Annotated in this window: 26 protein-coding genes; 13 read left to right on the top strand and 13 right to left on the bottom strand. The window is 66.3% G+C overall.

Features of this window, described 5'->3' with window-relative positions; translation table 11 throughout:
• Positions 1 to 60: 60 nt before the first annotated feature.
• From QTH90_RS18200 to pyrG, 3 genes are read right to left on the bottom strand one after another with little or no spacing between them, the layout of a single operon-like run.
• Positions 61 to 351: a DUF1330 domain-containing protein gene (locus QTH90_RS18200; RefSeq protein ID WP_286665967.1), complete on the bottom strand. Its 291-nt coding sequence runs from the start codon at positions 349 to 351 to the stop codon at positions 61 to 63.
• Positions 348 to 1,205 carry a 3-deoxy-8-phosphooctulonate synthase gene (gene kdsA, locus QTH90_RS18195; protein WP_286665966.1) on the bottom strand — a complete coding sequence of 286 codons (858 nt, stop codon included), beginning with the start codon at positions 1,203 to 1,205 and terminating at the stop codon, positions 348 to 350. The genes QTH90_RS18200 and kdsA overlap by 4 nt, the downstream gene beginning before the upstream one ends.
• Positions 1,202 to 2,878 carry a CTP synthase gene (pyrG, locus tag QTH90_RS18190; protein ID WP_286665965.1) on the bottom strand — a complete coding sequence of 559 codons (1,677 nt, stop codon included), beginning with the start codon at positions 2,876 to 2,878 and terminating at the stop codon, positions 1,202 to 1,204. The genes kdsA and pyrG overlap by 4 nt, the downstream gene beginning before the upstream one ends.
• Before the next feature lie 80 nt (positions 2,879 to 2,958).
• Between pyrG and coaBC the strand changes: the two genes are divergently transcribed.
• The 3 genes from coaBC to QTH90_RS18175 all read left to right on the top strand — a co-directional run bounded on the left by coaBC (position 2,959) and on the right by QTH90_RS18175 (position 5,353).
• On the top strand, positions 2,959 to 4,185 hold the full coding sequence (gene coaBC / locus QTH90_RS18185; RefSeq protein WP_286665964.1) for a bifunctional phosphopantothenoylcysteine decarboxylase/phosphopantothenate--cysteine ligase CoaBC: 1,227 nt from the start codon (positions 2,959 to 2,961) through the stop codon (positions 4,183 to 4,185).
• Positions 4,186 to 4,219: 34 nt separating this feature from the next.
• The gene (dut, locus tag QTH90_RS18180; RefSeq protein ID WP_286665963.1) at positions 4,220 to 4,666 is read left to right on the top strand and encodes a dUTP diphosphatase; all 447 of its coding nucleotides are present in this window, start codon (positions 4,220 to 4,222) and stop codon (positions 4,664 to 4,666) included.
• Positions 4,667 to 4,861: 195 nt separating this feature from the next.
• A complete protein-coding gene (locus QTH90_RS18175; protein ID WP_286665962.1) occupies positions 4,862 to 5,353 on the top strand; it encodes an outer membrane lipoprotein in 492 nt (163 codons plus the stop codon).
• A 65-nt stretch (positions 5,354 to 5,418) separates the two neighbouring features.
• Here the strand turns inward: QTH90_RS18175 and QTH90_RS18170 are convergent, their stop codons facing one another.
• Positions 5,419 to 5,943 (bottom strand): FKBP-type peptidyl-prolyl cis-trans isomerase, encoded by a 525-nt coding sequence (locus QTH90_RS18170; RefSeq protein WP_286665961.1) that lies wholly within the window; start codon positions 5,941 to 5,943, stop codon positions 5,419 to 5,421.
• Positions 5,944 to 5,957: 14 nt separating this feature from the next.
• Here QTH90_RS18170 and QTH90_RS18165 point away from each other — a divergent pair, with 14 nt between their 5' ends.
• From QTH90_RS18165 to QTH90_RS18155, 3 genes are all read left to right on the top strand, one after another.
• Entirely contained in the window at positions 5,958 to 7,097 is a 1,140-nt protein-coding gene (locus QTH90_RS18165) for a JmjC domain-containing protein (protein ID WP_286665960.1), read from the top strand.
• Complete coding sequence (locus tag QTH90_RS18160; protein WP_286665959.1) at positions 7,087 to 7,590, top strand: hypothetical protein; 504 nt, start codon at positions 7,087 to 7,089, stop codon at positions 7,588 to 7,590. The genes QTH90_RS18165 and QTH90_RS18160 overlap by 11 nt, the downstream gene beginning before the upstream one ends.
• A 93-nt stretch (positions 7,591 to 7,683) precedes the next feature.
• Positions 7,684 to 7,935 carry a hypothetical protein gene (locus QTH90_RS18155; protein WP_286665958.1) on the top strand — a complete coding sequence of 84 codons (252 nt, stop codon included), beginning with the start codon at positions 7,684 to 7,686 and terminating at the stop codon, positions 7,933 to 7,935.
• Positions 7,936 to 8,021: 86 nt separating this feature from the next.
• On the opposite strand, the gene QTH90_RS18150 is transcribed toward QTH90_RS18155, so the two are convergent.
• The 6 genes from QTH90_RS18150 to QTH90_RS18125 form a co-directional block, all read right to left on the bottom strand.
• Positions 8,022 to 8,798 (bottom strand): MBL fold metallo-hydrolase, encoded by a 777-nt coding sequence (locus QTH90_RS18150; RefSeq protein ID WP_286665957.1) that lies wholly within the window; start codon positions 8,796 to 8,798, stop codon positions 8,022 to 8,024.
• 10 nt (positions 8,799 to 8,808) lie between these two features.
• Positions 8,809 to 9,894, bottom strand: coding sequence for an NlpB/DapX family lipoprotein (gene bamC / locus QTH90_RS18145; RefSeq protein ID WP_286665956.1), 1,086 nt, complete (start codon positions 9,892 to 9,894; stop codon positions 8,809 to 8,811).
• A gap of 120 nt (positions 9,895 to 10,014) precedes the next feature.
• The gene (dapA, locus tag QTH90_RS18140) at positions 10,015 to 10,941 is read right to left on the bottom strand and encodes a 4-hydroxy-tetrahydrodipicolinate synthase (RefSeq protein ID WP_286665955.1); all 927 of its coding nucleotides are present in this window, start codon (positions 10,939 to 10,941) and stop codon (positions 10,015 to 10,017) included.
• A gap of 69 nt (positions 10,942 to 11,010) precedes the next feature.
• Complete coding sequence (locus tag QTH90_RS18135) at positions 11,011 to 11,565, bottom strand: class I SAM-dependent methyltransferase (RefSeq protein WP_286665954.1); 555 nt, start codon at positions 11,563 to 11,565, stop codon at positions 11,011 to 11,013.
• Positions 11,562 to 11,702, bottom strand: coding sequence for a hypothetical protein (locus QTH90_RS18130; protein ID WP_286665953.1), 141 nt, complete (start codon positions 11,700 to 11,702; stop codon positions 11,562 to 11,564). The genes QTH90_RS18135 and QTH90_RS18130 overlap by 4 nt, the downstream gene beginning before the upstream one ends.
• A gap of 8 nt (positions 11,703 to 11,710) precedes the next feature.
• Positions 11,711 to 12,931, bottom strand: coding sequence for an MFS transporter (locus tag QTH90_RS18125; RefSeq protein ID WP_286665952.1), 1,221 nt, complete (start codon positions 12,929 to 12,931; stop codon positions 11,711 to 11,713).
• A gap of 152 nt (positions 12,932 to 13,083) precedes the next feature.
• Between QTH90_RS18125 and QTH90_RS18120 the strand changes: the two genes are divergently transcribed.
• On the top strand, positions 13,084 to 15,081 hold the full coding sequence (locus QTH90_RS18120; protein WP_286665951.1) for a DNA topoisomerase IV subunit B: 1,998 nt from the start codon (positions 13,084 to 13,086) through the stop codon (positions 15,079 to 15,081).
• A gap of 83 nt (positions 15,082 to 15,164) precedes the next feature.
• On the opposite strand, the gene QTH90_RS18115 is transcribed toward QTH90_RS18120, so the two are convergent.
• Positions 15,165 to 15,737, bottom strand: a complete 573-nt coding sequence (locus QTH90_RS18115) for a ferritin-like domain-containing protein (protein WP_286665950.1) — start codon at positions 15,735 to 15,737, stop codon at positions 15,165 to 15,167.
• A gap of 22 nt (positions 15,738 to 15,759) precedes the next feature.
• The gene (locus QTH90_RS18110) at positions 15,760 to 16,482 is read right to left on the bottom strand and encodes an RNA polymerase sigma factor (protein WP_286665949.1); all 723 of its coding nucleotides are present in this window, start codon (positions 16,480 to 16,482) and stop codon (positions 15,760 to 15,762) included.
• Positions 16,483 to 16,672: 190 nt separating this feature from the next.
• On the opposite strand from QTH90_RS18110, the gene QTH90_RS18105 reads away from it, so the two are divergent.
• Genes QTH90_RS18105 through QTH90_RS18090 form a run of 4 tightly spaced genes read left to right on the top strand, consistent with a single transcriptional unit; the run spans position 16,673 to position 21,339 of the window.
• The gene (locus tag QTH90_RS18105) at positions 16,673 to 17,548 is read left to right on the top strand and encodes a lytic transglycosylase domain-containing protein (protein WP_286665948.1); all 876 of its coding nucleotides are present in this window, start codon (positions 16,673 to 16,675) and stop codon (positions 17,546 to 17,548) included.
• A gap of 38 nt (positions 17,549 to 17,586) precedes the next feature.
• A complete protein-coding gene (locus QTH90_RS18100) occupies positions 17,587 to 18,702 on the top strand; it encodes a Kelch repeat-containing protein (RefSeq protein ID WP_286665947.1) in 1,116 nt (371 codons plus the stop codon).
• Positions 18,703 to 18,754: 52 nt separating this feature from the next.
• A complete protein-coding gene (gene parC, locus QTH90_RS18095; RefSeq protein ID WP_286665946.1) occupies positions 18,755 to 21,139 on the top strand; it encodes a DNA topoisomerase IV subunit A in 2,385 nt (794 codons plus the stop codon).
• Between the two features lie 20 nt (positions 21,140 to 21,159).
• Complete coding sequence (locus QTH90_RS18090) at positions 21,160 to 21,339, top strand: hypothetical protein (protein ID WP_286665945.1); 180 nt, start codon at positions 21,160 to 21,162, stop codon at positions 21,337 to 21,339.
• Between the two features lie 25 nt (positions 21,340 to 21,364).
• Here the strand turns inward: QTH90_RS18090 and QTH90_RS18085 are convergent, their stop codons facing one another.
• Positions 21,365 to 22,504: an MBL fold metallo-hydrolase gene (locus tag QTH90_RS18085; RefSeq protein ID WP_286665944.1), complete on the bottom strand. Its 1,140-nt coding sequence runs from the start codon at positions 22,502 to 22,504 to the stop codon at positions 21,365 to 21,367.
• 140 nt (positions 22,505 to 22,644) lie between these two features.
• Here QTH90_RS18085 and QTH90_RS18080 point away from each other — a divergent pair, with 140 nt between their 5' ends.
• Positions 22,645 to 26,124: a patatin-like phospholipase family protein gene (locus tag QTH90_RS18080; RefSeq protein WP_286665943.1), complete on the top strand. Its 3,480-nt coding sequence runs from the start codon at positions 22,645 to 22,647 to the stop codon at positions 26,122 to 26,124.
• Positions 26,125 to 26,229: 105 nt separating this feature from the next.
• On the top strand, positions 26,230 to 26,586 hold the full coding sequence (locus QTH90_RS18075; protein WP_286665942.1) for a YgiW/YdeI family stress tolerance OB fold protein: 357 nt from the start codon (positions 26,230 to 26,232) through the stop codon (positions 26,584 to 26,586).
• Positions 26,587 to 26,610: the final 24 nt, after the last annotated feature.

Below are 26,610 nucleotides of genomic sequence, written 5' to 3'. Positions count from 1 at the left end.
CTTGCTCCGAAAAAACCTAAAAGTTAATCACCCAGCACTCAAAACCTGAAACTCAGCCTGTCAAACGCCCTCGACCACGATCATGCGCATGATCGCCGCGCCTTGGCGCGCGGCACGTGCCTTGCCGTATTCGGGCGAGTCATTGAATTTCTTTGCAGCCTCGACGGTCGGGAACTTGAGGATCACGAGGCGCTGGGGATTCCAGTCGCCTTCGAGCACTTCGACCTTGCCGCCGCGCACGCAGACTTCGGCACCGTGTACCTTCATGGCCTCGGTGGACCACTTCTTGTATTCCTCGTACTGCGTCGGATTCGTGACTTCGACGTTGGCGATGATGTAGGCACTGGTCATTGTTGAAAAATGTCCTCTAGGAATGCGTTTTTCTTGGTGACGCCGTCGAGCGCCAGCAGCGTCTCGAGCAGCGCCTTCATGTGCTTGAGCGGCACGGCATTGGGGCCGTCGCTGAGCGCCTTGGCAGGGTCCGGGTGGGTTTCCATGAACAAGCCGGCCACGCCTACCGCGACGGCGGCACGCGACAGAACGGGCACCATCTCGCGCTGGCCGCCGGAACTCGTGCCCTGGCCGCCGGGCAACTGCACCGAGTGCGTGGCGTCGAAGACCACCGGCGCGCCCGTCTCGCGCATGATTGCGAGCGAGCGCATGTCGGAGACGAGGTTGTTGTAGCCAAAGCTCGCGCCGCGTTCGCAGGCCATGAAGCTGTCTTCGGGCAGGCCTTTTTCCTTGGCCGCCGCACGCGCCTTGTCGATCACGTTCTTCATGTCGTGCGGCGCGAGGAACTGGCCCTTCTTGATGTTGACCGGCTTGCCCGACTGCGCCACCGCACGAATGAAATCGGTTTGGCGGCAGAGGAAGGCTGGCGTCTGCAGCACGTCGACCACCTGGGCGGCTGCCGTGATGTCGTCCTCGGTGTGTACATCGGTCAGCACCGGCAGGCCCAGTTCGCGCTTGACCTTGGCGAGGATGTCCAGGCCCTTGTCACGCCCCGGGCCACGAAAGCTGGTGCCGGACGAGCGGTTGGCCTTGTCGAAGCTGCTCTTGAAGATGAAGGGAATGCCGAGCGAGGAAGTGATTTCCTTCAGCGTGCCCGCTGTGTCCATCTGCAACTGCTCGGACTCGACCACACAGGGACCCGCGATCAGGAAGAAAGGCTTGTCGAGCCCGATGTCGAATCCGCACAGCTTCATGCAACCACCTTCAATGCCTTCTTGTCCGAGTCCGCATTCTGATGTTCGAGCGCAGCCTTGATGAATGCGTTGAACAACGGGTGGCCACCCCAGGGGGTCGACTTGAATTCGGGGTGGAACTGCACGCCCATGAACCACGGGTGCACGTTCTGCGGCAGTTCGACGATCTCCGTCAGGTGCTCGCGCTGGGTGAGCGCCGAAATCACCAGGCCCGCACGGCGCAGCTCGTCGAGGTAGTTGACGTTGGCTTCGTAGCGATGGCGGTGCCGTTCGGTCACGACGTCGCCGTAGATGCTGTGGGCGAGGGTGCCCGGCGCCACGTCGGAGCTTTGTGCGCCCAGGCGCATGGTGCCACCGAGGTCGGACTTCTCGTCTCGCACCTTGACCGTGCCGTCGCTGTCCTTCCACTCGGTGATCAGCGCGATCACGGGGCAGGGCGTTTCGGGGTCGAACTCGGTGCTGTTGGCGTTCTTGAGGCCCGCGACGTTGCGCGCGTACTCGATGGTCGCGACCTGCATGCCGAGGCAGATGCCCAGGTACGGAACCTTGGTTTCGCGGGCGAAACGCGCCGCCGAGATCTTGCCTTCGACGCCGCGCTGGCCAAAGCCGCCCGGAACGAGAATCGCGTCGTACTTGGCGAGCCGGGCTACGTCCTCGCGCGTGATGGTCTCGGAGTCGATGTAGTCGATCTTGACGCGGGCATGGTTCTTCATGCCGGCGTGGCGCAGCGCCTCGTTCAGCGACTTGTAGCTGTCGGACAGGTCCACGTACTTGCCGACCATGGCGATCGACACTTCCTTCTGCGGATGCTCGACTTCGTAGACCAGATCGTCCCAGCGCGTGAGCTTGGCAGGCGGCGTGTTGATGCGCAGCTTGTCGCAGATCAGGCCGTCCAGACCCTGCTCGTGCAGCATGCGAGGCACCTTGTAGATGGTGTCCACGTCCCACATCGAGATCACGCCCCACTCGGGCACATTGGAGAAGAGCGAGATCTTGGCGCGCTCGTCGTCAGGAATCGGCCGGTCGGCGCGGCACAGCAGGGCGTCGGCCTGGATGCCGATTTCGCGGAGCTTTTGCGCCGTATGCTGCGTCGGCTTGGTCTTGAGTTCGCCGGCGGCGGCGATCCACGGCACGTAGCTCAGATGCACGAAGGCCGAATTGTTCGGGCCCATGCGAAGGCTCATCTGGCGCACGGCTTCAAGGAAGGGGAGCGACTCGATGTCGCCGACCGTGCCCCCGATCTCGACGATGGCCACGTCGACTTCGTGGGCCGTGCCGATGCCGGCGCCGCGCTTGACGTATTCCTGGATCTCGTTGGTGATGTGCGGAATCACCTGCACCGTCTTGCCGAGATAGTCGCCGCGGCGCTCCTTCTCGAGCACGGTCTTGTAGATCTGGCCCGTGGTGAAGTTGTTCGCGCGGCGCATGCGCGTCGTGATGAAGCGCTCGTAGTGGCCGAGATCGAGGTCGGTTTCGGCGCCGTCGTCGGTGACGAAGACTTCGCCATGCTGGAACGGCGACATCGTGCCGGGGTCGACGTTGATGTAGGGGTCCAGCTTGATGAGGGTGACTTTGAGGCCGCGCGACTCGAGGATCGCGGCGAGCGAGGCGGAGGCGATTCCCTTGCCCAGGGAAGACACCACACCACCGGTGACGAAGACGAATTTGGTCATGCCAGTTCCGAACGTGCAGGTCCGGGAAGTGGGAAATAGGGATTATAGGTGGGGGCACTTGCCCCTTTACACTGCCGGCCATGCAAGAACTCGCAGGCAAACACATCGTTTTGGGGCTCACCGGGGGCATCGCCTGCTACAAGTCGGCCGAATTCTGCCGGCTGCTGGTCAAGGCCGGCGCCACCGTGCAGGTCGTGATGACCGAGGCGGCAGCGCAGTTCATCACGCCGGTGACGATGCAGGCGTTGTCCGGGCGCCCCGTCTACACCTCGCAGTGGGACGTGCGCGAGGTAAACAACATGCCCCACATCAACCTGAGCCGCGAGGCGGATGCAATCGTGCTGGCGCCTGCCAGCGCCGATTTCATCGCGCGGCTGGTGCAGGGGCGGTCCGACGAACTCCTGAGCCTCATGTGCCTCGCGCGTCCGGTGGACCGGGTGCCCTTGCTGATCGCGCCGGCCATGAACCGCGAGATGTGGAGCCATCCTGCGACGCAGCGCAACCTGCGGCAGGTCGACGCCGACGGCGCCCGCGTATTGGGCGTGGGCAATGGCTGGCAGGCCTGCGGCGAGACAGGGGATGGCCGCATGCTCGAAGCCGACCAACTGCTGGACGAAGTCATCGCCCAGTTCCAGCCCAAGGTGCTGGCGGGCCAGCATGTCGTCGTGACAGCCGGGCCGACCTTCGAGGCGCTCGATCCGATTCGCGGCATCACGAACCACTCGTCCGGCAAGATGGGCTTCGCCATCGCCCGCGCCGCGCGCGATGCCGGCGCCGAGGTCACGCTGGTGGCCGGTCCGGTGCACCTGCCGACGCCGCGTGGAGTTCGCCGTGTCGACGTGCTGTCGGCACAGCAGATGCTCGAAGCCACTCTGCATTCAGTGCAGACCGCGTCGATCTTCGTCGCGACCGCCGCCGTGGCCGACTGGCGCCCGGCCGCGCACAGCGAGCAGAAGATCAAGAAGGACGGCAGCGGCAAGCCGCCGGTGCTGCAGTTCGTCGAGAACGAGGACATCCTCCTGACCGTCGCCCAGGGCGCGCGCGCCAAGGGCGGTCAGTTGTTCTGCGTAGGTTTTGCTGCCGAAAGTGAAAACCTCGCGGAACATGCCAAAGCCAAGCGCGAGCGCAAGGGCATTCCACTTCTGGTCGGCAACATCGGGCCGCTCACGTTCGGGCAGGACCACAACAGCTTGTTGCTGGTCGATGCCAAGGGCGTGCGGGAACTGCCACGCGCACCCAAGCTCACGCTCGCGCGCGAGCTGGTCGCGGAGATCGCGGCCCGTTTGCCCGCCGGGCTGCACCCATGAATCAACAGCCATCGCAAAATCAAAGGCGCTATCAGTGAAAGTCGACGTCCGAATCCTCGATCCCCGCATGCAGGACCAACTGCCGGCCTATGCAACTCCCGGCAGTGCCGGACTGGACCTGAGGGCCTGTCTCGATGCGCCCATCACGCTGGAGCCGAATGCGTGGCAGCTGGTGGGAACGGGCATCGCGATCCATCTGGCCGACCCTCGCTTTGCGGCCATGATCCTGCCGCGCTCGGGTCTCGGGCACAAACACGGCATCGTTCTGGGCAACCTGGTCGGCCTGATCGACAGCGACTATCAGGGCGAACTCAAGGTCAGCGCATGGAACCGCAGCGACACGCCTTTCGTGCTGCAGCCCATGGAGCGGCTGGCCCAGCTGGTGATCGTTCCGGTCGTGCAAGCGCAGTTCAACGTCGTCGCCGAATTCCCGCCCAGCGAGCGCGGTGAGGGCGGCTACGGTTCGACCGGCAAGCACTGAGCGCTGGGTGAGAGGGCTGCTGTAGGCCCGGTCCTTCAAGAGCGCGCAAGGCGCACCCACGCGTAAAGAATGGAACCGGAGACGGCGTTGCGCGTCGAAGGTTTCAACATGTGTTCAAGGTCATCCGGCGCGCCTGCGCTGCGTTAATCCCACATGCAGGGTGCGAATCGCCGCGCCGTTTTGAGGAACTACATCATGAAAATCCCTATTCGTTCGCTTTCCGTCGGCGCTTCGCTCGTCGCTCTCGCCACGTTGACCGCCTGTGTGGCGCCTGCGCCGGTCTACCAGACCTCCCGCTATCCGTACCAGCCGGTCCAGCCGATGGCGCAAGGCCCGTACGTTGAGTACGGCCGCGTGGCCAACATCGAAGTTCTCCGGAGCGAAACTGCCGGGACTGGCTCCAGCGGTGTCGGGGCCATCGCCGGTGGTCTGCTCGGCGGCGTGGCCGGCAACCAGATCGGCAAGGGCAACGGCCGGACCGCAGCGACCGTCGCGGGCGTGGTCGGAGGCGCGCTGCTCGGCAACAGCATCGAGTCCAATCGCAACGGTCCGCGCGCCTACGAGAGCTATCGCGTCTCCGTCCAGACCGACAACGGTGGATACCGTGCATTCGACGTGCCGTCGCCCGGCGACCTTCGCATCGGCGATCGCGTCCGCATCGACAATGGGCAGATTTCACGCTTCTGATCTCGCGAGGCGCCAACGCGAAAAGCCGGGCAATGCCCGGCTTTTTCATGCGCGCTTGACGGGAATCAGTGGAGCAGATCGTTGCCCGGCGCCGTGTTGGGCACCTTGAAGAAGCCGGTGCCTGCCGTGCCGCGCCCGATTTCTTCTTCGGTCGCTTCGCGCACCGATTTCACGGTCATGTCCAGCCGGATCGCGATGCCTGCCAGCGGGTGGTTCCCGTCCAGCACCAGGTGGTCCGGATAGATTTCGCTCACCGTGTAGAGCACGTCCTTGGGCATGTCCGGGTTCGTGCCTTGCGGCAAGGCGGCACCATCGAAAGTCATGCCTTCTTCGGTGCCTTCGGGAAACAGTTTGCGAGGCTCGAGGAAGAGCAATTGGTCGTTGAAGTCGCCGAAAGCCTGTTCGGGTTCGAGTTGAAGCTGCACCCTGGCGCCCGGACCATGGCCCATGAGCGCGGCCTCGATGGCCTCGAAGAGGTCGTCGCCACCGACCAGGAATTCGACAGGGTCATCGAGCACGTCCAGAACTTCGCCCAGCGTGTCTTTCAGCGTCCAGGTCAGGCCGACCACGCATTGTTCAGAGATTTCCATACGAGAATTCTCCCATGGAGATTGATCAACCCTTGACCTTGCTCGGTGGACTGAGCGCCCAGCAATTCATGCGCCGCCACTGGCAAAAGAAGCCACTGCTGGTTCGCCAGGCCGTGCCCGCGATGGTGCCACCGATTGTGCGTCCCGATCTGTTCGATTTGGCTGCCCGCGAGGACGTCGAGTCGCGCCTCATCCGGCATGGCAAGACGGGGTGGACGCTCAAGCATGGCCCTTTCGCGCGCCGCGGGCTGCCTTCGCTCAAGCAACCCGGCTGGACGCTGCTGGTTCAGGGCGTCGACCTGCATCACCAAGGTGTGCATGAATTGTTGCAGCAGTTCCGATTTGTTCCCGATGCCCGCCTCGACGACGTGATGATCAGCTACGCGAGCGACACGGGCGGCGTGGGCGCGCATTTCGACAGCTACGACGTGTTCCTGCTGCAGGCACAGGGGCGACGCCGCTGGTCGATCGGCAGGCAGCGCGATTTGCGTCTGCACCCGAATGTGCCGCTCAAGATCCTCGCCCAGTTCGAGCCCGAGCAGAGCTTCGTGCTGGAGGCGGGCGACATGCTCTATCTGCCGCCGCGCTACGCCCATGATGGCGTGGCAGAGGGCGACGACTGCATGACCTATTCCATCGGCCTTCGCTCGCCGGCCGCTGCCCCGCTCGGCGCGGACCTGCTCGCGCGCATCGCAGAGGCCCAGGCCGATGCCGTGCAGGACGCCGCGGCGCAGGCCGCGGTGCACTATCGCGATCCATCCCAGCCCGCGCTCGACACACCGGCTGCGATGCCATCCGCGTTGCAGGCATTTGCGCGCGATGCGGTGCTGGCCGTCATGCGCGATGGCAACATCATCGACCGCGCGCTCGGCGAATCGATGACCGAACCCAAGCCGACGGTCTGGTTCGACCAAGGCGAGACGCCGCCCGAACTGAATGCGGTCGCCCTCGATCGCCGCACGCGCATGCTCTACGACGAGCGGCATCTCTATATCAACGGCGAGAGCTTTCGAGCCTCCGGCCGCGATGCCAAGCTGATGCGGCGCCTCGCGGACCAGCGAGCGCTCGGGCCACGCGACCTCGCGAGCGCGAGCCAAGACGCGCTCGCGCTCCTGAGCGACTGGTGCGAAGCAGGGTGGGTGCATGCCGAATGAATCATCTGCTGCCGAATTGCCCGACGGCAAATTCGATGGGCGCCACGCATTCCACGCGCATCTGCAGACGGCTCTTTCAGCAGCTGCCCGGCAGAACTGGCGTGAAATCGTCCTGAGCGACCCCGATTTCGACGACTGGCCGTTGGGCGAACGTGCCATGGTCGATGCGCTTCAGGCCTGGTCTGCGGCGGGACGCCGCTTCGTGTTGCTGGCGCAGCGATTCGATGTCTTCGAGCGCGAACATGCGCGCTTCGTGCACTGGCGGCGCATGTGGAGCCACATCATCGAGTGCCGGGCTTGCAGCGGACCGGGTCTGCCGGAGGTGCAGAGTGCGGTCTGGACGCCGTCATGGTTTTTGCATCGCATCGACATCGATCATGGCCGCGGCGTTTGCGGACGCGAGCCCGACAGTCGGCGCGCGTTGCGCGAACGGCTCGACGAGTGCCTGCGACATGCGCGGCCCGCCTTCCCCGCTTCGACGCTCGGCTTGTAAGCCAATGCCGCGAATCGCACCCCGATACATATTCCGCGGAGGGTGCAGGTCTAGAATTTTTTCTTTGAGACCTTCATCCAAAGGAGTCATGTAATGAAGAAGTATGTATTGCTTGCTTCGCTGATCGCCGCTGCCGCACTGACCGCATGCGGAAAGAAGGAAGAGCCACCGGCAGTGGTCGCGCCGCCGCCTGCCCAGGTCGCTCCGCCTGCCGCGCCTGCGCCCGCGCCGGCACCTGATGCATCGGCGACCCCGTCACCCAATGCGTCGTCTGCGCTCGATGCCGCCAACGCCGCGACGGAGGCAGCCAAGAAGAATGCGGAAACCCCGCCAGCGAAGCCTTGAGCCTCTGGGCTGCGCCTACGCTTCCAACAGCAACTGCAACATGAAAAAGGCCGCCTTCGGGCGGCCTTTTTCATGCGCTCGAAGTTTCAGAGGTCGAGCCATGGCGAGCCTTCGGCCGCGGTGGCTGTGAGCATCTCATCCTCGTTCGAGCCCAATGCTTCGGCCATTGCGCGCCGCACGATGTCGGGCCGGTTGTTCTGCTCGCTCAGATGCGCGCCCAGCACGTGGCGCAGACCGGAGTGCAGCACCGTCCTTGCAATCGCTGCGGCTGCTGCATTCGAGAGATGGCCATAGTTGCCGCCGACGCGCTGCTTGAGGAAGGGCGGGTAGGCCGAGCCGGCCAGCATGTCGCCATCATGATTGAACTCGAGGAGCAGCCCGTCGAGTCCCATGAGTCGGCCCAGCACATGCGGCGTGGCATGGCCAAGGTCGGTCAGCACGCCGAGGCTGCGGGCGCCATCGGTGCAGCGCAGTTGCAGCGGTTCGCGCGCATCGTGCGGCACCGTGAAGGGTTGAACCACGAGATCGCCGACCTGGATGTCGAGACCGTCCCGCGCGAGATGGAGGCGGCCTTCAAAATCGCGCGCGCCGGTCGCCAGCCAGGTGCCTTCGCTCATCCAGACGGGAATGCGCTCCCGACGCGAGAGCGCGTGCGCGCAACCGATATGGTCGCCGTGCTCGTGCGTGATGAAGACCGCGTCGATATCCGCGGCTGCGAGGCCCGCCCGGGCGAGCCGGGCGTCCAGGTGACGCAGCGTGAAGCCGCAGTCGATCAGGAGCCTCGAAGTCCGCCCGCCGCTGGTCGCCTCGACCAGCGTGGCGTTGCCGGTGCTGCCGCTGCCCAGACTGCGGAAGCGCAGCATCGGCAAGGCCTTATTTCAGGTCGTCGGCGATGACTTGAACGATGCGCTGGGCGTTGGCGGACGTGTCCGGTGCGCCGTTGCCGTCGAGCACCGATACCGTGCTGCTCGCATCGCCCTGGCCCTTGACCAGGATGCGGAACTTGAGCGGCGCTTCGGTCTTGCCCGAACCGAAGGTGAATAGCTTGCCGAAGAAGCCAGGGTCACTCTTGTTCGGGTTCGGCGGCACATAGCGAACGAAGTACGTGCCGGCGGTGCGGTCACGGTCTTCGACGGTGAAGCCGGTGCGGTCCAGCGCCAGGCCGACGCGGCGCCATGCGCGCTCGAAGCCTTCGCTGATCTGAACCACCGGCTGGCCGCCGACGTTGGCAACGCGAGCGGTCTGGACCGGCGCGCCGGCTGCGGCAATCACCTTGGATTGCTCTTGCGAGACGCCGAGCTTCACCATCAGGCGGCGCAGGAATTCGGCCTCGAGTTCAGGGTCGCTGGGACGGGGCTGCCACACCGTCTGGTCCTGGCGGGAGCTGCTGTAGACCTCTTGCATGCCGCGATGGCTGACGAAGATCTCGGTACCGTTGGGCGTGCGCTCCATGCGCGTGCGGAAGCGGTCGAGCTCGCCGGTCGAATACATCGACTCGACCAGCTTGCCGAGCGTTCCCCGGATGATGTCCTGCGGCAGCTTGGCGCGGTTCTCGGCCCAATCGGTTTCCATGATGCCGAGGTTGCGCTGCTCGGTGGTGATCAGGAAGCCGCTCTCCTGCCAGAAGTCCTTGACGGGATCCCAGAGCTGGTCGGCGGGCCGGTTGATGACCAGCCAGCGTTGCGAGCCCGAGCGCTCCATGCGCACGTCGCCGATGTTGCTGACCGCGGTCGGAAGGCCGGGTGCGTTGGCCAGCCCTGCCTGGTAGCTGTTCGCCGTGACGGCGCCGCCCGGCACCGCATAGCGGTTGTCGCGCGACAGTTGCGTCAGGTCCGGCGGCACTTCGAGGGTGGGAGCCTTGCCGGCGCTCTTGTAGTCGATCTTGTCGCTCTCAAGCACCGAACAGGCGGCGAGACTGGCAACCAGGGCCAGCAGTGCGAATCGCGAAATGGTGTTCAACGTCGTCTTCCTTCTTGGAATATCTAACTCAATCAGTGAGCCGCCGCGGCGCCCGCAGTTTCAGAGCGCAGCCAGGGCAAAAGGTTGCCGGCGTTCGTCGACGGCACGGTAAAGATGGGATCAGTCCTTGAGCAGGCCGCTGGCGCGCAGTGCGGACTCGACCACTGGCCGGCCGGATTCGGCGAGCGGGGTGAGTGGCAGGCGCAATGCGCCGCCGCACAGCCCCAGCCGTGCCATGGCCCACTTGACCGGAATCGGATTGGGTTCGACGAAGAGATGACGATGCAAGGGCATCAGCTCGAACTGGATCTGCATCGCGCGCTTGACGTCGCCGGCAATGGCGGCCATGCACAGTTCGTGCATCTTGCGCGGTGCAACGTTGGCCGTGACGCTGATGTTGCCCTGGCCGCCGCACAGCATCAGCGCGACTGCGGTCGGGTCGTCGCCGGAATACACGGCGAAGGACTTCGGCAGGTCGCGGATGAGCCACTGCGCACGCTCGATGTTGCCGGTCGCTTCCTTGATGCCGATGATGCCGGGCACCTGGGCCAGTCGAAGCACCGTGTCGTGTGCCATATCGGCGACGGTGCGGCCGGGCACGTTGTAGAGCACGGTGGGGAGGTCGCCCACCGCTTCGGCGATCGCCTTGAAGTGCTGGTACTGGCCTTCCTGCGTCGGCTTGTTGTAGTAGGGCACCACCTGGAGCTGGCAATCGGCACCGACGCCCTTGGCGAACTTGGCGAGTTCGATGGCTTCCTTGGTGGAATTGGCGCCGCAGCCCGCCATCACGGGAACGCGGCCGCGGGCCTGTTCGACCGAGACGCGAATGATCTCGCAATGCTCCTCGACGTCGACCGTCGGCGATTCGCCGGTGGTGCCGACCACGCCGAGACAATCGGTGCCTTCGTCAATGTGCCAGTCGATCAGCCGGCGCAGGGCGGGATAGTCGACACTGCCGTCGTCATGCATCGGCGTGACGAGCGCGACGATGCTGCCTGTCAGTTGCTCCAAGGGAAATCTCTTTGTCGGTGGACGAAAAGCAGACATTCTACTAACTCGGCCCCCTTCCGCGCGGGTTTGCCCGGGGCGGCCCGGCGAGGCTCGCAGAGAGGCTGGCTAGCGGGGCTCCAGCGGATGACGCGGCGGAGTCGAGGCGGCTGAACTCGCAGGCCGGACGGCCGCGATGCGCTGGACGAAGCGGTCCGGTTCGGCAAGGTACCCGTCTTCGTACGCGACGACGCGCAGGCCTGCACAGGCAACGAGCAGTTCGCCCGGCTGCAGCAGGAAGTCCGGCCGCGACGGCTTGCCGACGGTTTCGTTGCCTGCGGCGAAGGTTTCGTACAGCAGCACGCCCCCGGGCGCGACGGCGGCCACGATGTCGGCCATCCGTGCCCGCCAGAGGTAGTTGGTGACGATCACCGCACCGAAAGCCTGCCCTGCGAATGGCCAGGGCCCGGATTCGATGTCGGCCAGCACCGTTCGGCCGAAGGGCGCCGCGGCAGCGACCGCTTCCGGCGACCGGTCCACGCCAATCGTCGGATGGCCGCGTTCGGCGAACCAGTGCATGTGTCGCCCAGAGCCGCAGGCCACGTCCAGCACCGTGGCGCCGGGCGCCGGCAGGTGGGACCAGCGCACGATCCAGGGTGAAGGCGCGAGCGTCGAATGGTTCAAAAACAGGCCCAGATCTGGTCGATCAGCGTCACGAGGAACGCCGGACGCGTGTAAAGCGCGAACACCGCCGCCAGGGCCAAAGCAGCCACGCCCAGCCAGCCGGCTTGCACGAGGCGATGGCGTGTGAGGTCGGACATGGCCGTGCTCAGGCCGGTTGCGGCGTCGGGCGCGCGATCGCGCCTTCCTTCACCGGCAGGTTGATCAGCGCCGCGCATACGCCCAGCGCAATGGCGATGTACCAGACCAGGTCGTAGCTGCCGGTGCGGTCGTAGAGGTAGCCGCCGAGCCAGACGCCGAGGAACGAGCCGACCTGATGGCTCAGGAACACGATGCCGCCCAGCATCGACAGGTGCGCCACTCCGAAGATCTGGGCCACGATGCCGCTCGTGAGCGGCACGGTCGAAAGCCACAGGAAGCCCATCACGCTGGCAAAGACGTACACGGTCAGCGGCGAGATCGGAACGATCAGGAACAGCGCGATCGCCACCGCCCGGCTGATGTAGATCGCCGCCAGCAGCTTGCGCTTGGCCAGCCGTGCGCCCAGCGAGCCTGCGATGTAGGTGCCGAACACATTGAACAGCCCGATCAGCGCCAGCGCGTAGCTCGCGACCTCGGGCGACAGACCCTTGTCTCGCAGGTAGCTCGGCATGTGCACGCCGATGAACACCACCTGGAAGCCGCAGACGAAATAGCCGGCCGTCAGCAGCACGAAGCTGGGGTACCTGAAGGCCTCCTGCATGGCCTGCATGATGGTCTGGCTGCGGCGCACATGGGTGGTCGTTTCGTGCCGGGGCTCGCGCAGCCCGAAAGCCAGCGGCACGATGAGGAGCACCATCGCGGCCAGCACGAGCAGCGCGGTCTGCCAGCCGAGGCGGGCGATCAACTGGCCCTCCACGGGCACCATCAGGAACTGGCCAAAGGAGCCGGCCGCTGCGGCGACGCCCATCGCCCAGGAGCGCTTTTCGGCAGGGATCTGGCGGCCGATGACGCCGTAGATGACGGCGTACGTCGTGCCGGCCTGCGCGGCGCCGATCAGGACGCCCGCCGAAAGCGCGAACATCAGCGGCGTCGGAGACAGCGCCATGCCGACCAAGCCCAGCGAATAGAGTGCCGCGCCCGCCAGCAGGACGCGAAACGCGCCCAGCTTGTCCGCCAGCATCCCCGCGAACACGCCGATCACGCCCCATGACAGGTTTTGAATGGCGATCGCAAAGGAGAAGGTTTGCCGCGACCAGCCTTGTTCCTGCGTGATCGGCTGGAGCCAGAGCCCGAAGCCGTGGCGGATGCCCATCGACAACGTGACGATCATGGCGCCGCAAACAAGGACCTGCTTGAGGCTGAGAGGCTGGCTGGAGGAGGAAGTCATCCCGGGCAAATGTACCGAAAAGCCAGGCCCTGCGTCGGCGGCGCTCCCATTGGAGATTGGTGAAATTTTCGAGCGACTTTGATGCGATCGACGAACGCCTCGCCCCGAAAGCGCCCGGGTGGCCACGAGACCAACGCCTAGAATCCCGCGCCATGGCAAGCAAGGAACCAGGCAGTTACGGCGAGGCGTCGATTCGCGTCCTCAAGGGCCTCGAGCCCGTCAAGCAGCGGCCGGGCATGTACACCCGCACCGACAACCCGCTGCACATCATTCAGGAAGTACTGGACAACGCCGCCGACGAGGCGCTGGCGGGGTACGGCAAGAAGATCAAGGTCACCCTCCATGCGGACGGCTCCGTCAGCGTCGAGGACGACGGCCGCGGCATTCCCTTCGGATTGCACCCGGAGGAAAAGGCCCCCGTGGTCGAGCTGGTGTTCACCCGGCTGCACGCGGGCGGCAAGTTCGACAAGGGCTCGGGCGGCGCCTACAGCTTCTCGGGCGGCTTGCACGGCGTCGGCGTCTCGGTGACCAATGCGCTGTCGAAGCGTCTGGAGGTGACCTCTTATCGCGAAGGCTCGGTGGCGCAGATCGCGTTCTCGGCCGGCGATGTGGTCGAGCCGCTCAAGCTCCGGCCGCAGGAAAGCGCAGCCGCTTCCAACGGCGATGGTCCGCGCGACCGCCGGCAAGGCACGACGGTGCGCGCATGGCCGGACGCCAAGTACTTCGAATCCCCGGCGCTGCCGATCAACGAACTCACGCATCTGCTGCGCAGCAAGGCGGTGCTGATGCCCGGCGTCACGGTGACGCTGGTGGTCGAGAAGACCAAGGAAACCCAGACCTGGCTCTACAAGGGCGGACTGCGCGACTACCTGATGCAGACGCTCAACGGCGACCCGGTGATCCCGCTCTTCGAAGGCGCGGGCCATGCCGACAAGAATGCCGACAACTTTGCCGAGGGCGAAGGCGCCGAATGGTGCGTGGCCTTCACGGAAGACGGCCAGCCGGTGCGCGAGAGCTACGTCAACCTGATCCCCACGAGCGCCGGCGGCACGCATGAAAGCGGGTTGCGCGATGGCCTGTTCAACGCGGTCAAGAGCTTCATCGAACTGCATTCGCTGTTGCCCAAGGGCGTGAAACTGCTGCCTGAGGACGTCTTCGCACGCGCGTCGTACGTGCTCTCGGCCAAGGTGCTCGACCCGCAATTCCAGGGACAGATCAAGGAACGGCTCAATTCGCGCGATGCCGTGCGGCTGGTGTCGAGCTTCGTGCGGCCGGCGCTGGAGCTGTGGCTCAACCAGCACGTCGACTACGGCAGGAAGCTCGCCGAACTGGCCATCAAGGCCGCGCAGACGCGCCAGAAGGCCGGCCAGAAGGTCGAGAAGCGCAAGGGCTCCGGCGTGGCCGTGCTGCCGGGCAAGCTGACCGACTGCGAGAGCAAGGACATTGCGCACAACGAGGTCTTCCTGGTCGAGGGCGACTCCGCCGGCGGCAGTGCCAAGATGGGACGGGACAAGGAAAGCCAGGCCATCCTTCCCCTGCGCGGCAAGGTGCTCAACACCTGGGAGGTCGAGCGCGACAGGCTTTTCGCCAACACGGAAATCCACGACATCTCCGTCGCGATCGGCGTCGATCCGCACGGGCCGGACGATACGCCCGACATGTCCGGCCTGCGCTACGGCAAGGTCTGCATCCTGAGCGATGCCGACGTGGATGGGTCGCACATCCAGGTGCTGCTGCTCACCTTGTTCTTCCGTCACTTCCCGAAGCTGATCGAGACGGGGCACGTGTACGTCGCCAAGCCGCCTCTGTTCCGCGTCGACGCACCGGCGCGCGGCAAGAAGCCGGCCTCGAAGGTCTACGCGCTGGACGAGGGCGAGCTCACCGCCATCCTCGACAAGCTGCGCAAGGACGGCGTGCGTGAAGGTGCGTGGAGCATCAGCCGCTTCAAGGGCCTGGGCGAAATGAGCGCCGAACAGTTGTGGGAGACCACGCTCAATCCCGACACGCGACGCCTGCTGCAGGTGCGCCTGGGACGCTTCGACGTGCTGGGCACGCAGGGCGAGATCACCAAGCTCATGGGCAAGGGCGAGGCCGCCGCGCGGCGTGAACTGATGGAATTGCGCGCGGACGACGTCGAGGTGGACGTCTGAGCTTGCCTACCGGCGGCATTCGGGCGATCCGTTGGCCTGCTTGAGCTGGTGGCGGGTCCGCGTGCCCTCGTCGTCCGGCGGGTTCAGGACATGAAGGCCGATGGAACCACCGGTACCTCGCCGAGCGCCTGGCGCAGCACGGCCCAGTGCATGGCTTCGTCGCCGAGGATGCTCGCTGCGGCCTTCGAGAGGTCGCGATCGCCGAACAGCGGCACGGCACCCAGGTAGGCGCTGACGGCGCCTTGCTCCAGCTTGGCCGCGAAGCGGAGCACGTCCGCTTGCGACTTCAACTGCTCGACCGGGAAGTCGTACTTGCTCTTTGCGAGCACAGGCTTGCCGCCCAGTTTCGCGACCGTCCCCGCCAGCATGGCCGCATGCGCCCTGTGGTGCCCCTGGAAGGTCACGGCGAGATCGAGCACGGGCTTCTCGAGGAGCTTGCTTTCCGCGCCAACCTGGTAGGCCGCGATGGCTTCGAGTTCCGCGCCGAGCGCAGTGTTGAGGATCTGCACGTCCCCGGCAGTGTCCCCGTCCGCCTTGGCCGCCAGGGCATCCTTGCCGGCCAGAAGCGCGACTGCGGCGCCTGACAGCACGAGGCCGGAACGGCCCAGGAAAAGGCGGCGCGCGGCGATGGGCGTGGGCATCTGAAAGAAGGACATGACAGTCTCCTTGTGATTGGATTCACGGGTGCGGCCGTGGGCTCGATGCGTCGCCGGCGATCGCGGACATCACGTGGGCGACGATGTCGTCGCAGCGCTTGCCCGCGAACGAGAATGCATCGCCGATCGCAAGATCGACCTCGCGCGACAGCGCTTCGCGCAAGAGGCCGCGCGCTCGGAAGAAGCGGCTCCTTACCGTGGCTTCCGGAATCTCCAGGGCCGCGGCGACCTCTTCGATGCTCATGTCCTCCACCGCGCGCAGGACGAACACGGTGCGAAAGGCGTCCGGAAGGGCATCGATCCGGGTTTCGATCAGATTGCGGAATTCGCCGCGCATCGCCTGGCGTTCGGGCTGCTCGTCCGGGTCTGCGTGCATCCATGTCTCCCCTTGCGCTTCGGCAGCATCGCTGACGGTGTCGAGCGGAATGACCTGCGCGCTGCGGCGACCGCGAAGTCTTCCGAGCGCTTCGTTCACGACGATCCGCACCAGCCAGGTGGAGAGCCTGGCCTCGGCCCTGAAGCTGGCGAGCGAACGCCATGCCCGCAGGTAGGCTTCCTGCAGCGCATCCTGTGTCTCCTCGTCGTTCTGCAGGATGCTGCGGCCGGTGCGAAACAGCAGCCGGTTGTGCCGACGCATGATGTGCTGGAAGGCCAGGGTGTCGCCTCGCGCGGCACGCATCGCCAGTTCGGCGTCCGCCAGGAGGCTGGACGACGCGGCTGAGTCAAGGGGTTTGGCGTTGTGCATGGTGGTTGTCTCTGCCCATTGGATGGACGCGGGCGCTGTCCTGTTCCCAGCGGTCGCCGCAGGGGCACATCGACGACAATGCACCTTATGACGGTTCAAGACAGACTGTTGACCTCTTGCGGGAACCCTGCGCGCTGGCGCAGTGCGGGCTGATTGCCGACGCACCACGGGCGCTGACCTTCCACCGGCGATGAATTTCTCACGTGCTCTGGCTCGCGGCTGCTTGCTGCCGGCCCTGCTGTTGGCGCTGTTGTCATGGCAGTCGGCCGCCCGCGCCGCCGACATCTATGGCTACATCGACCAGAAGGGCGTGGCGCATTTCGCATCGGAGAAGCTCGACGAGCGCTACCAGCTCTTCTTTCGGGGCGGCCAGAGCTTCGACACCGCGAACGGCATCAGCCCGCTGGGCCGGGCGCGCAAGGGCACGATCGACGGCAAGGTGCCGCGAGCGTCGCAGACCTTGCTGGCGCTGTTCGAAGCTTCGCCCAGTTACAAGATTGCGAAATCCGCGCTGCGCGACGCATCGCGCAAACACGACATCGACTACGAACTGCTGCAGGCGCTGATCGCGACGGAATCGGGCTTCGATGCGCAGGCGGTGTCGCCCAGGGGCGCGCTCGGGCTCATGCAGTTGATGCCTGCGACGGCGCAGCGCTACGGGATCTCGGCCGACCCTCGCGCGACGATCGAGAAGAAGCTTTTCGACCCGCGCATCAACATCGCCACCGGATCGCGCTACCTGCGCGACCTGATCGCCATGTTCCCGGGCCAGATCGAATTGGCGCTCGCGGCCTACAACGCGGGCGAGGGCGCCGTGCAGCGTGCCGGCAACAAGATTCCCAATTACCCCGAGACGCAGAACTACGTGCAGACCGTGCTGCAGCTTTACGCCTATCTCAAGCCATCGGCAGGCCTGCCCCGTGGCAAGGGCAAGGGGCCGGCGCGCATCCGCATGGAAATGACGGTTCCGCAGGGAGGGGCCATCGGTCGTGGCAATATGCCGCCCGCCTCCGGGGAGTTGCCGGCGATGCCGCCCATTCCCGAGGCGCCGCCCGCGGTGCCTTGAGCGCGCCCGCGCCATTCGATCCGATGAAGGAAATCGCCATGCAACGTCGAAACCTTGTGCTCGCCACTGCGTCAGCCGCCGTGGTCGGCATCGCGCGTGCGCAAGGTGCATCGCCACGGCTGCCGGTGGCACCTTCCGCCGACGAGCCCTACGCGCGGCTGCAGGGCGGCGTGCCGCACCACATGACGCCCGAGCAGGAGGCGCAGCGCTTCACCGAGAGCCCGGCGCCGGCCGGTGCGCCGGGGCGTTGGGTGCCGCGCGCGGCCTTGCCGATCCCGCGCAGCGAGATGGCCTGGGCGACCGCCGCGGCCGGCCGCATGCACGTGGTCGGCGGCTACGGCGAGGGGGCGGTCAACCGCGACTATCACCACATTTACGACCCGGCGGCCGACCGCTGGCTCTCCGGCGCTCCACTGCCACGCGGCGCGAACCACGTCGCCGTCACGGCCGACGCCGGCCGGGTCTATGCGTTTGGCGGTTTCGTCGAGCAAAACCGCCGGTCTGACACCAACGCCTACGCCTACGAGATCACCGCGGACCGTTGGGTGGCGATTGCGCCCTTGCCACGCCCGCGCGGAGCAGCCGCGGCAGTGGTGATGGATGGCGCGATCCACCTGATCGGCGGCGCCTCCGAGCCCGCGAGCGAGCGCGCCAGCGTGGGCTGGCATGAGGTCTACGACCCGAAGACCGACCGCTGGTCCGCGCGCAAGGCATTGCCTGGTGCACGTGACCACGTAGGCTGCGTGTCGCACAACGGCCAGATCCACGTGATCGGCGGGCGCTTCAATACCTTCGAATACAACACCGATCTGCATCACGTCTACCTGCCGGCGCGAGACACCTGGGAACTGCGGTCGCCGCTGCCCACGGCGCGCTCGGGCCATGGTCTGGTGGTCTACCGCGGGCGCTACTACGCCATGGGTGGCGAGGGCGGCATCCTCGTGGGCGGCGTGCCACGCCAAGCCAAGGTCTTCGGCCAAATGGAAAGCTACGATCCGGCGACCGACACCTGGCAACGCCACGCGCCGATGCCCACGCCGCGCCATGCCGTCGGCGCGGCCGTGATCGGCGACTGGATCTACGTCGCCGGCGGCGGTGCCGTCCTCGGCGGCGCCGTGCAGTCCGCGGTGCATGAGGCATTCACACTGGGTTGAGCGCGCAAGGGTGCGCTGACCCGCGATTCATTTCTTCTCTCACTTTTTTTCCATGGACTCCCAACCTTCGCTCGATCTCCAGAGCCCTGAAGAAGACGGCGCGCTGACGCTGGCCGACTACGCGCAGACCGCCTACCTCGAGTACGCGCTCAGCGTCGTCAAGGGCCGCGCGCTGCCGGACGTCAGCGACGGCCAGAAGCCGGTGCAGCGGCGCATCCTCTATTCGATGTCCCGCATGGGCCTCGGCTACGGCGGCGCCAACGGCACGGTGGGCGCCAAGCCCGTCAAGAGCGCACGCGTGGTCGGCGACGTGCTCGGCCGCTTCCACCCGCACAGCGACCAGGCCGCCTACGACGCACTCGTGCGCATGGCGCAGGATTTCTCGCAGCGCTATCCGCTGGTCGACGGCCAGGGCAACTTCGGCAGCCGGGACGGCGATGGCGCAGCAGCCATGCGCTACACCGAAGCCCGCCTCGCCCGCATCACGAGCCTGCTGCTCGACGAGATCGACGAAGGCACGGTCGACTTCATCCCCAACTACGACGGCTCGACCGAAGAGCCGCGCCTGCTGCCCGCGCGCCTGCCTTTCGCGCTGCTCAACGGCGCGAGCGGCATCGCGGTCGGCCTGGCCACCGAGATCCCGAGCCACAACCTGCGCGAGATCGCCGACGCCTGCGTGGCGCTCATCAAGAGCAACGGCAAGCTGTCCGACGAGGAACTGTTCTCCTTCGTGCCGGGCCCTGACTATCCGGGGGGCGCTCAGATCATCAGCAGTGCCGCCGACATCGCCGACGCCTACCGCACCGGACGCGGCTCGCTCAAGGTGCGTGCGCGCTGGAAGATCGAGGACCTGGCACGCGGCCAGTGGCAACTCGTGGTCAACGAACTGCCGCCGGGTGTCAGCACGCAGAAGGTGCTGGAGGAAATCGAGGAGCTCACCAACCCCAAGATCCGCGCCGGCAAGAAGGCACTCACGGCCGAGCAGACCCAGCTGAAGGCTGCGGTGCTGTCCGTGCTCGACGTGGTGCGCGACGAGTCGAGCAAGGACGCGGCGGTGCGCCTGGTGTTCGAGCCCAAGACCTCGCGCATCAGCCAGGAAGAGCTCGTCACCACGCTGTTGTCGCAGACCTCGCTGGAAACTTCCTCGTCCATCAACCTGACGATGGTGGGCATCGACGGCAAGCCGACGCAGAAGTCGCTGCGGCAGATGCTCAATGAGTGGATCGCCTTTCGCGAGATCACGGTCGAGAAGCGTTCGCGCCATCGGCTCGGCAAGGTGGAAGACCGCATCCACATCCTCGAAGGCCGGCAGCTGGTGCTGCTGAACATCGACGAGGTGATCGCCATCATCCGCGCCGCCGAGGACCCGAAGGCTGCGCTGATCGCGCGCTTCAACCTCAGCGATCGGCAGGCCGAGGACATCCTGGAAATCCGCCTGCGCCAACTCGCGCGGCTGGAAGCCATCAAGATCGAGCAGGAGCTCAAGAGCCTGCGCGAAGAACAGAAGAAGCTCGAGGACATCCTCGGCAGCCCGGCCGCACTGCGCCGGCTGCTGGTGAAGGAAATCGAGGCCGACGCCAAGAGCTTCGAAGATCCGCGCCGCACGCTGATCCAGGCCGAGAAGCGCGCCGTCGCCGAAGTGCGCGTGGTCGACGAGCCGGTCACGGTCATCGTGTCGCAGAAGGGCTGGGTCCGCACGCAGAAGGGATGGCCCAGCGAGCGTGCGGCGGGTGCCGCGCCGCCTGAATACAGCTTCAAGTCGGGCGACGCGCTCTATGGCGCCTTCGAATGCCGAACAGTCGATACGCTGCTCGTCTTCGGCACCGCCAAGGACAAGGGCGTGCGCGTCTACAGCGTGCCGGTGGCATCGCTGCCGGGCGGTCGTGGCGACGGGCAGCCCGTCACCACGCTGATCGACCTGGACAGCGGCACGCACGTGGCGCATTACTTCGCGGGCCCGCTGGGCGCGAACCTGCTGTTGTCGAACACCGGCGGCTATGGCTTCATCGCGGCGGTCGAGAACATGATCTCGCGCCAGCGCGGCGGCAAGGCCTTCATCGACGTGGGCGAGGGCGAGCAGATGTGCCGGCCCTCGCTGGTCGGCGGCGCGGGTGGTGCCGAGCCGCTGCCGGCGGCGACGCACGTGGCCTGCGCTTCGACGGGCGGCCGCATCCTCACGTTCGAGATCAGCGAACTCAAGTCGCTGCCGAAGGGCGGACGGGGGCTCACGCTCATCGACCTCGAAGCCAAGGACACGCTCGCCGGTGCGGCCGCCTACACGCGCAGCGTAAAGATCGAAGGCATCGGCCGCGGCGGCAAGGAGCGCGAGGAGACGCTGGAGATCCGCACGTTGAACAACGCGCGCGCCAGCCGTGCGCGCAAGGGCAAAGCGGCCGATCTCGGCTTCAAGCCGACGAGCATCGTGCGCGTCCAGTAGCGCGGCATACGGGAACTCAGATGGACATCGGAATCCTGGGTCTGCTCATCGCCGTGGTCAGCGGCCTTGCCAGCTTTGCGCTCGGTCGCTGGCTTTCCAACAAGCGGCGGCAGAAGAAAGCCGATCAGGCCCGTGCCGTCGCCGAGGCCGGGCAGAGCCGGCAGGTGCGGCGCGCGCGCGAGCGCCAGCGGCGGCGCTGATCCACGCGATCGAGCAGCGGCAGGGCTACTTCAGGCCCTGCCACCAGCGCACGTTGGTGCGGCGCTGGCCGACGGTCAGCACTTCGCCGATGGCCGGCGTTGCAAGTTCGATCTTCTGGCGCTCGGACAGATCCGCGATGCGATCCAGCGGATCGTGCCAGGTGTGGAAGGCGAGATCGAAGGTGCTGTTGTGCACCGAGAAGAGCACCTTGCCGCGCAGGTCCTGGAACGCCTGCACGCTTTGCTCGGGCGTCATGTGCACCGCGGGCCAGTAGGCATCGTAGGCACCGTTTTCCATCATGGCGAGGTCGAAGCCGCCGAATCGCTCGCCGATCTGGCTGAAGCCCTTGAAGTAGCCGGAATCCCCGCTGTAGAAGATGCGCTGGCTGCCGCTCTGGATGACCCACGACGCCCACAGCGTGCTGTCGCGGTCGTTCAGCGTGCGTCCCGAGAAATGCTGGGCCGGCGTGGCCGTGAGTTGCACGCCGTCATGCTGCCCGGCCTGCCACCAGTCGAACTCGGCAATGCGATCGGCCGGCACGCCCAGTTCCACCAGCCGAGCGCCCACGCCCAGCGGCACGAAGTAGCGGTTCACGCGCTTCGCGAGGTATTCGATGGTCGCGATGTCGAGATGGTCGTAGTGGTCGTGCGAGAGGATCAGCCCCTCGATCGGCGGCAATTGCTCGAGCGTGAGCGGCGGCTTGTGGAAGCGCTTCGGACCGATCCACTGGAAAGGCGACGCGCGTTCGCTGAAGACCGGGTCGATCAACCAGAACTTGCCGCGCAGCTTGAGCAGGTGGGACGAGTGCCCCAGGCGGATCACGTGATTGGCCTGCGGGTCCAGCGCATCCAGTTGCGCAGGGGTGAGCGGGTGCACCGGGATCGGGTCGGTCGGCACCGTATCGGTCTTGGTGCCGGCGAGGAATCGCGACCAGATCTTCCACTGGCTCGCCGAGGGGAGGGCATCGGGGTTGGGTGGATTGCGAAACCCGCAGTCCCGGAACTGTGGCGAGGCGGCGTAGGGCGTCTCGCAGGCGCCGTGGCTGGCGCAACTGGCGAGCAGGGCGCACGCCGCCACCACGATGCCGCCGCACCACTCGCGCAGCCCTGGCCGTGGAGGCCGCGACGTGGATGCCGGTGGTGCGGGCGCGGCGCTTGTTGTCATGAGGGTGGCTCCCGAAGGCGGTGTCGAATCGATCCCGGGCGAGCTTAACCAATGTGGCACTGCGGTCCGGCATAGACCGTTCGCTCCATTGATGCGTCGAGGCAAGCATGAAATATTGGGGCCGAACGACGAGGACCCGCATGGACGAGACCATCCAGAAGCTGGTTGCCGAGCGTCGCCGTGCACTTCATGGCGCCGATGACGGCCATCGGCCCTGGGGCCTGGCGCTGTCGGGCGGCGGCATCCGCAGCGCGACCTTCTGCCTGGGCCTGCTCAAGTCGCTGGCAGCACACCGGCAGTTGCTCAAGTTCGACCTCATGTCGACGGTTTCAGGCGGCGGCTACATCGGCGCCACGCTCGGCCGGCTTTGCACCAATGCCAAGTCGGCCGATGAAGTGCGCGAGATCGAACGCGCGCTGGGCGACGTCGATCGCGCACGCTTCGGCTGGTGGCTGCGGGGAAATGGCCGCTACCTGATTCCGGGCGGCATGCGCGACACGCTCTTTGCGGCGGCGCTCTACCTGCGCAACCTGCTCGGCACGCACATCGAACTCGCGATCGCTGCCAGCCTGATCGGCATCGTGCTCGCGGCAACCAACTTGCTGCTGTGGGACGCGGTGTTCAGGGCCGTGGACCTCAACAGCATTTCGCCAGACAACGCAAACATCGCGAGCGCGCTCACCAGCGTGCAGTGCGTACGCTTGCTGGTCGAATGGGCGACGCAGTGGCCGACCCTGTGGTTCACGCTCGTCGGGCCCTTCATCGCGTCGGTGGTACTGGCTTGTGCGTACTGGTCGGTGCGCGACAGGCCATCGACCTCGTCGATGCTGCTTCAGGTCGCGATGTGGGTTGCGCTCGGCCTCGGCGCATGCTGGATCGGTCCGCCGCTGTTGCGGCGCTACAGCGGGCCGCCCTGGCTGGCACCGGCATTCGAGGTCTTTGCGTTGTGCTGGGTCATCGCTCTGCTGTGGGTCTTGTACCGCAGCCGGGTGCGATCGGCCGCCGAGCTTCGCAACGAACTGACGGATTGGCTGGCGTCGGTGATGAACACGGCGCTGTTGATCGTGATGCTCGGCATGCTCGATCGCAGCGCCTGGTGGCTGGCCGCGGAGACACCGCGGCAGTCCATCTCCTACGGCGCCGTGCTGCTGGTCGTGGCCGCAGGGCTGCGGGGCGTGCTGCCAATGTTGCTCTCCCACCGGCAGGAGATACCTGGCATCGGCAAGACCCTGGTGATGTCGCTTGCGAGCCTGCTCGGTCTGGTGCTGGCCTTCTGCCTGGCGGCGTGGTGGGTGAGCGTGGTGTATTCGGTGGCGCTGCTGCCCGTGTTCACGCCCGCGGGGCTGGACTTCATGCGCGGCTGGGCATGGCTGGGCACCATCGCCGTGATCCTCGGCACCTATGCGCTGGTGACGGGCCGGAACTTCGCATTTCTCAACGTCTCGTCGCTGCACATGTTTTACAAGGCGCGCATCGTTCGCGGTTATCTCGGTGCCGCCAATGCGCGCCGCCTCGGCGCGAGCCCGACGGACAAAGTTTCGGGCCTCGAGCCGCCGCAGGTCCCGGTGGGTGAGGTCGACTCGCATGACGACATCTCGCAACTCCACTACGCGCCCCAGTCCCACGGCGGGCTGGTTCACTTTGCGAACGTCTGCATCAACCAGACGCACGGCACCAAGGACAAGCTGTTCAATCGCGATCGCAAGAGCCTGCCGCTCACCATCGGGCCATGCGGCTGGATGCAGGCAGCCGGCGCGCCATGGACGCAGGCGCATGGCGACGGCGCGCTCTCGCTCGGCGCGTGGACCGCGATCTCGGGCGCGGCCTTTGCGCCGGGACTCGGCAGGCTGACCAAGCGCGGCATCTCGGCGCTGTCGGTCTTCGCGGGCCTGCGGCTGGGCTATTGGTGGAACAGTGCCGATGCCGGCATCGCGCAACGCGGCGCTGTCGTGCATGCGAGCCCCCTGCTGATGAAGACACGCTTCATGCTGCTCGAATGCTTCGGCGCGTTCCCGGGCAGCAGCTCGGCGAACTGGTACCTGAGCGACGGCGGCCATTTCGAGAACACCGGCGCGTACGCACTCCTGCGGCAGGAAGCGGCCCTGATCGTGATCGCCGACTGCGGAGCCGATCCGGACTACCGTTTCTGTGACCTGGAGATCCTCATCCGCCGTGCGCGCATCGATCTCAACGCGGAGATCACCTTCATGAAGCCGCGGCCGGGAGCCGACTGGACGCACCTCGGCTCCTTTGGCTCGCTCAACGACCTTGCATCGCCCAGCAGCCAGGCCTGCCTTGCGCTGGCGCAGGTGCGCTACGCGAGCGGGGCCACGGGTCAGATCGTGCTGGTCAAGCCGAACGTGTCGGCCGCGCTGCCTGTGGATCTCGTGAACTTCAAGGCGGCCAATCCGCTGTTTCCGCAGCAGCCGACGACCGACCAGTTCTTCGACGAGGCGCAATGGGAGAGCTACTTCCGCCTTGGCGCCGAGATCGGCGATCGGCTCGAGGAAGAAATGCTGGAGCACGTCGCGGCGGGCGCGCCGGGCCTGTTCGTACCGGACGACGGCCAACCGGATTCCACCGCGCATGCCGCGAAGCCCGGCGACAAGGACAGCGCCGCCGCAGCCGCGGTAGGCTCGATGAGCCGCCTTCAGGCACGGGTGCTCAAGGCCGGTGCCGTCACGGCGTCGATCGGCATCGGCACTGCCGCCACCTTCGGCGTGGCAGCCTGGCAGGGCATCGATAGCTGGCGCGCGCAGCGCGCGGAGGCCGAGCGCTCGGAGAACAGTGCCTTCAAGGATCTCACCGAACGCTGGGCACACCTGCGCAGCGGGACCGGTGGTGGTGATGCACCGGCCCTGCTGGCGGCCGAACTGCTGCGCACGGGCGATTTGTTGTGCCGTGAAGGCAGCGACAACTTCATGGCGAATTTCCGCCTGTCGGTGCGCATCGTCGACGACGCCAAGCAGGCCTGCACGAATGAAGCCGCGGAGGAGCGTGCGCCAGCCTGTGCGCGCCTGCTCGACCCGGGCAACGGCATCGACTGCCTGCAGCCTCCACCGGCCCAGCCGTGCGCGCCGCGCTATTGGGCGCGCGACTACACGGGGCAGACCGGGTCGAAGCAGAACTGCAGCGGCATCCTCCCGGAGCCCTTTGCCATTGCAGTGCGGATGCGAGACCTGGTGGCGGGGTGGCGCGGCGAGACGCGCGTGGCGGCCGCGCCGCCGCCCTATGCGCCCTCGACGGGTTCAGCCGGCTCGGCCGGCGCACCGGCGCCGATCCCACCCGATGTCTGCGAAGGCGCCGTCGTCTACATCCAGACCTACGGCACCGCGTTCCGCGACAAGGCACGGTTGTGGCGCGGGCCGTGGCGCGAACTGGGCGCGTCCGTGCCGCCGATCGAGGACGTGCTCAGCACTTCGCGGCGCCAGGGCAGGGCGCCCCCCGTGGGCCATCCGGCCCCGACCGTGGTCATCCGCGAGGAGTCATCGCGGCCTTGTGCGCTGGCCCTGGTCCAGACCGCGCCGACGCCGACCGGGCAGCCCTGGGTCGTCAAGCTGCTGCCTCGCCCGATCAACGCCGATCCCGGTGCGATCGAGGTGTGGTTGCCCAGACCCTAGCGCGGCCCGTCCCGATGCGTCGGAGTCGATCCCATTCGTTCGGGTTGCCCGGCTTGCCGAGCCACCCTACATTGCACGCGTCTCTTCAACAAACGGGAGCAAGAAATGCGAGGAAGATGGTACGTCGCGACTGTATTGGCCGGTGCGCTGTCCCTGCCTGTCCATGCCCAGTTCGAAGGCCCCAGCGCTGCCGCGCGCGCGACGACGGTGGCGCAAGCCACCAGCAGTGCGCGGGTGGGCTCGAATGTCACCTTGACGGGGAATATCGTCGAGAGCCTGCGCGAAGACTACTTCACGTTCAAGGACGCGACCGGCAGCATCCGCGTCGAGATTTCCCCCAAGGACTTCCGCGGCCAGCGGGTCACGCCCACGACGACCGTCAGGATCACGGGAGAAGTGGAGCGAGGATTCGCCGGCCGCTATATCGACGTCGACCTTCTCGAGGTCCTGGCATCCAATTAGCGATGTCACTCGGCGGAGCCTGAG

The organism is Variovorax flavidus (genome assembly GCF_030317145.1).
Lineage (GTDB): Bacteria > Pseudomonadota > Gammaproteobacteria > Burkholderiales > Burkholderiaceae_C > Variovorax > Variovorax flavidus.
Note: the sequence above shows the minus strand (reverse complement) of the source record. Positions and strands in the feature narration are given on the sequence as shown.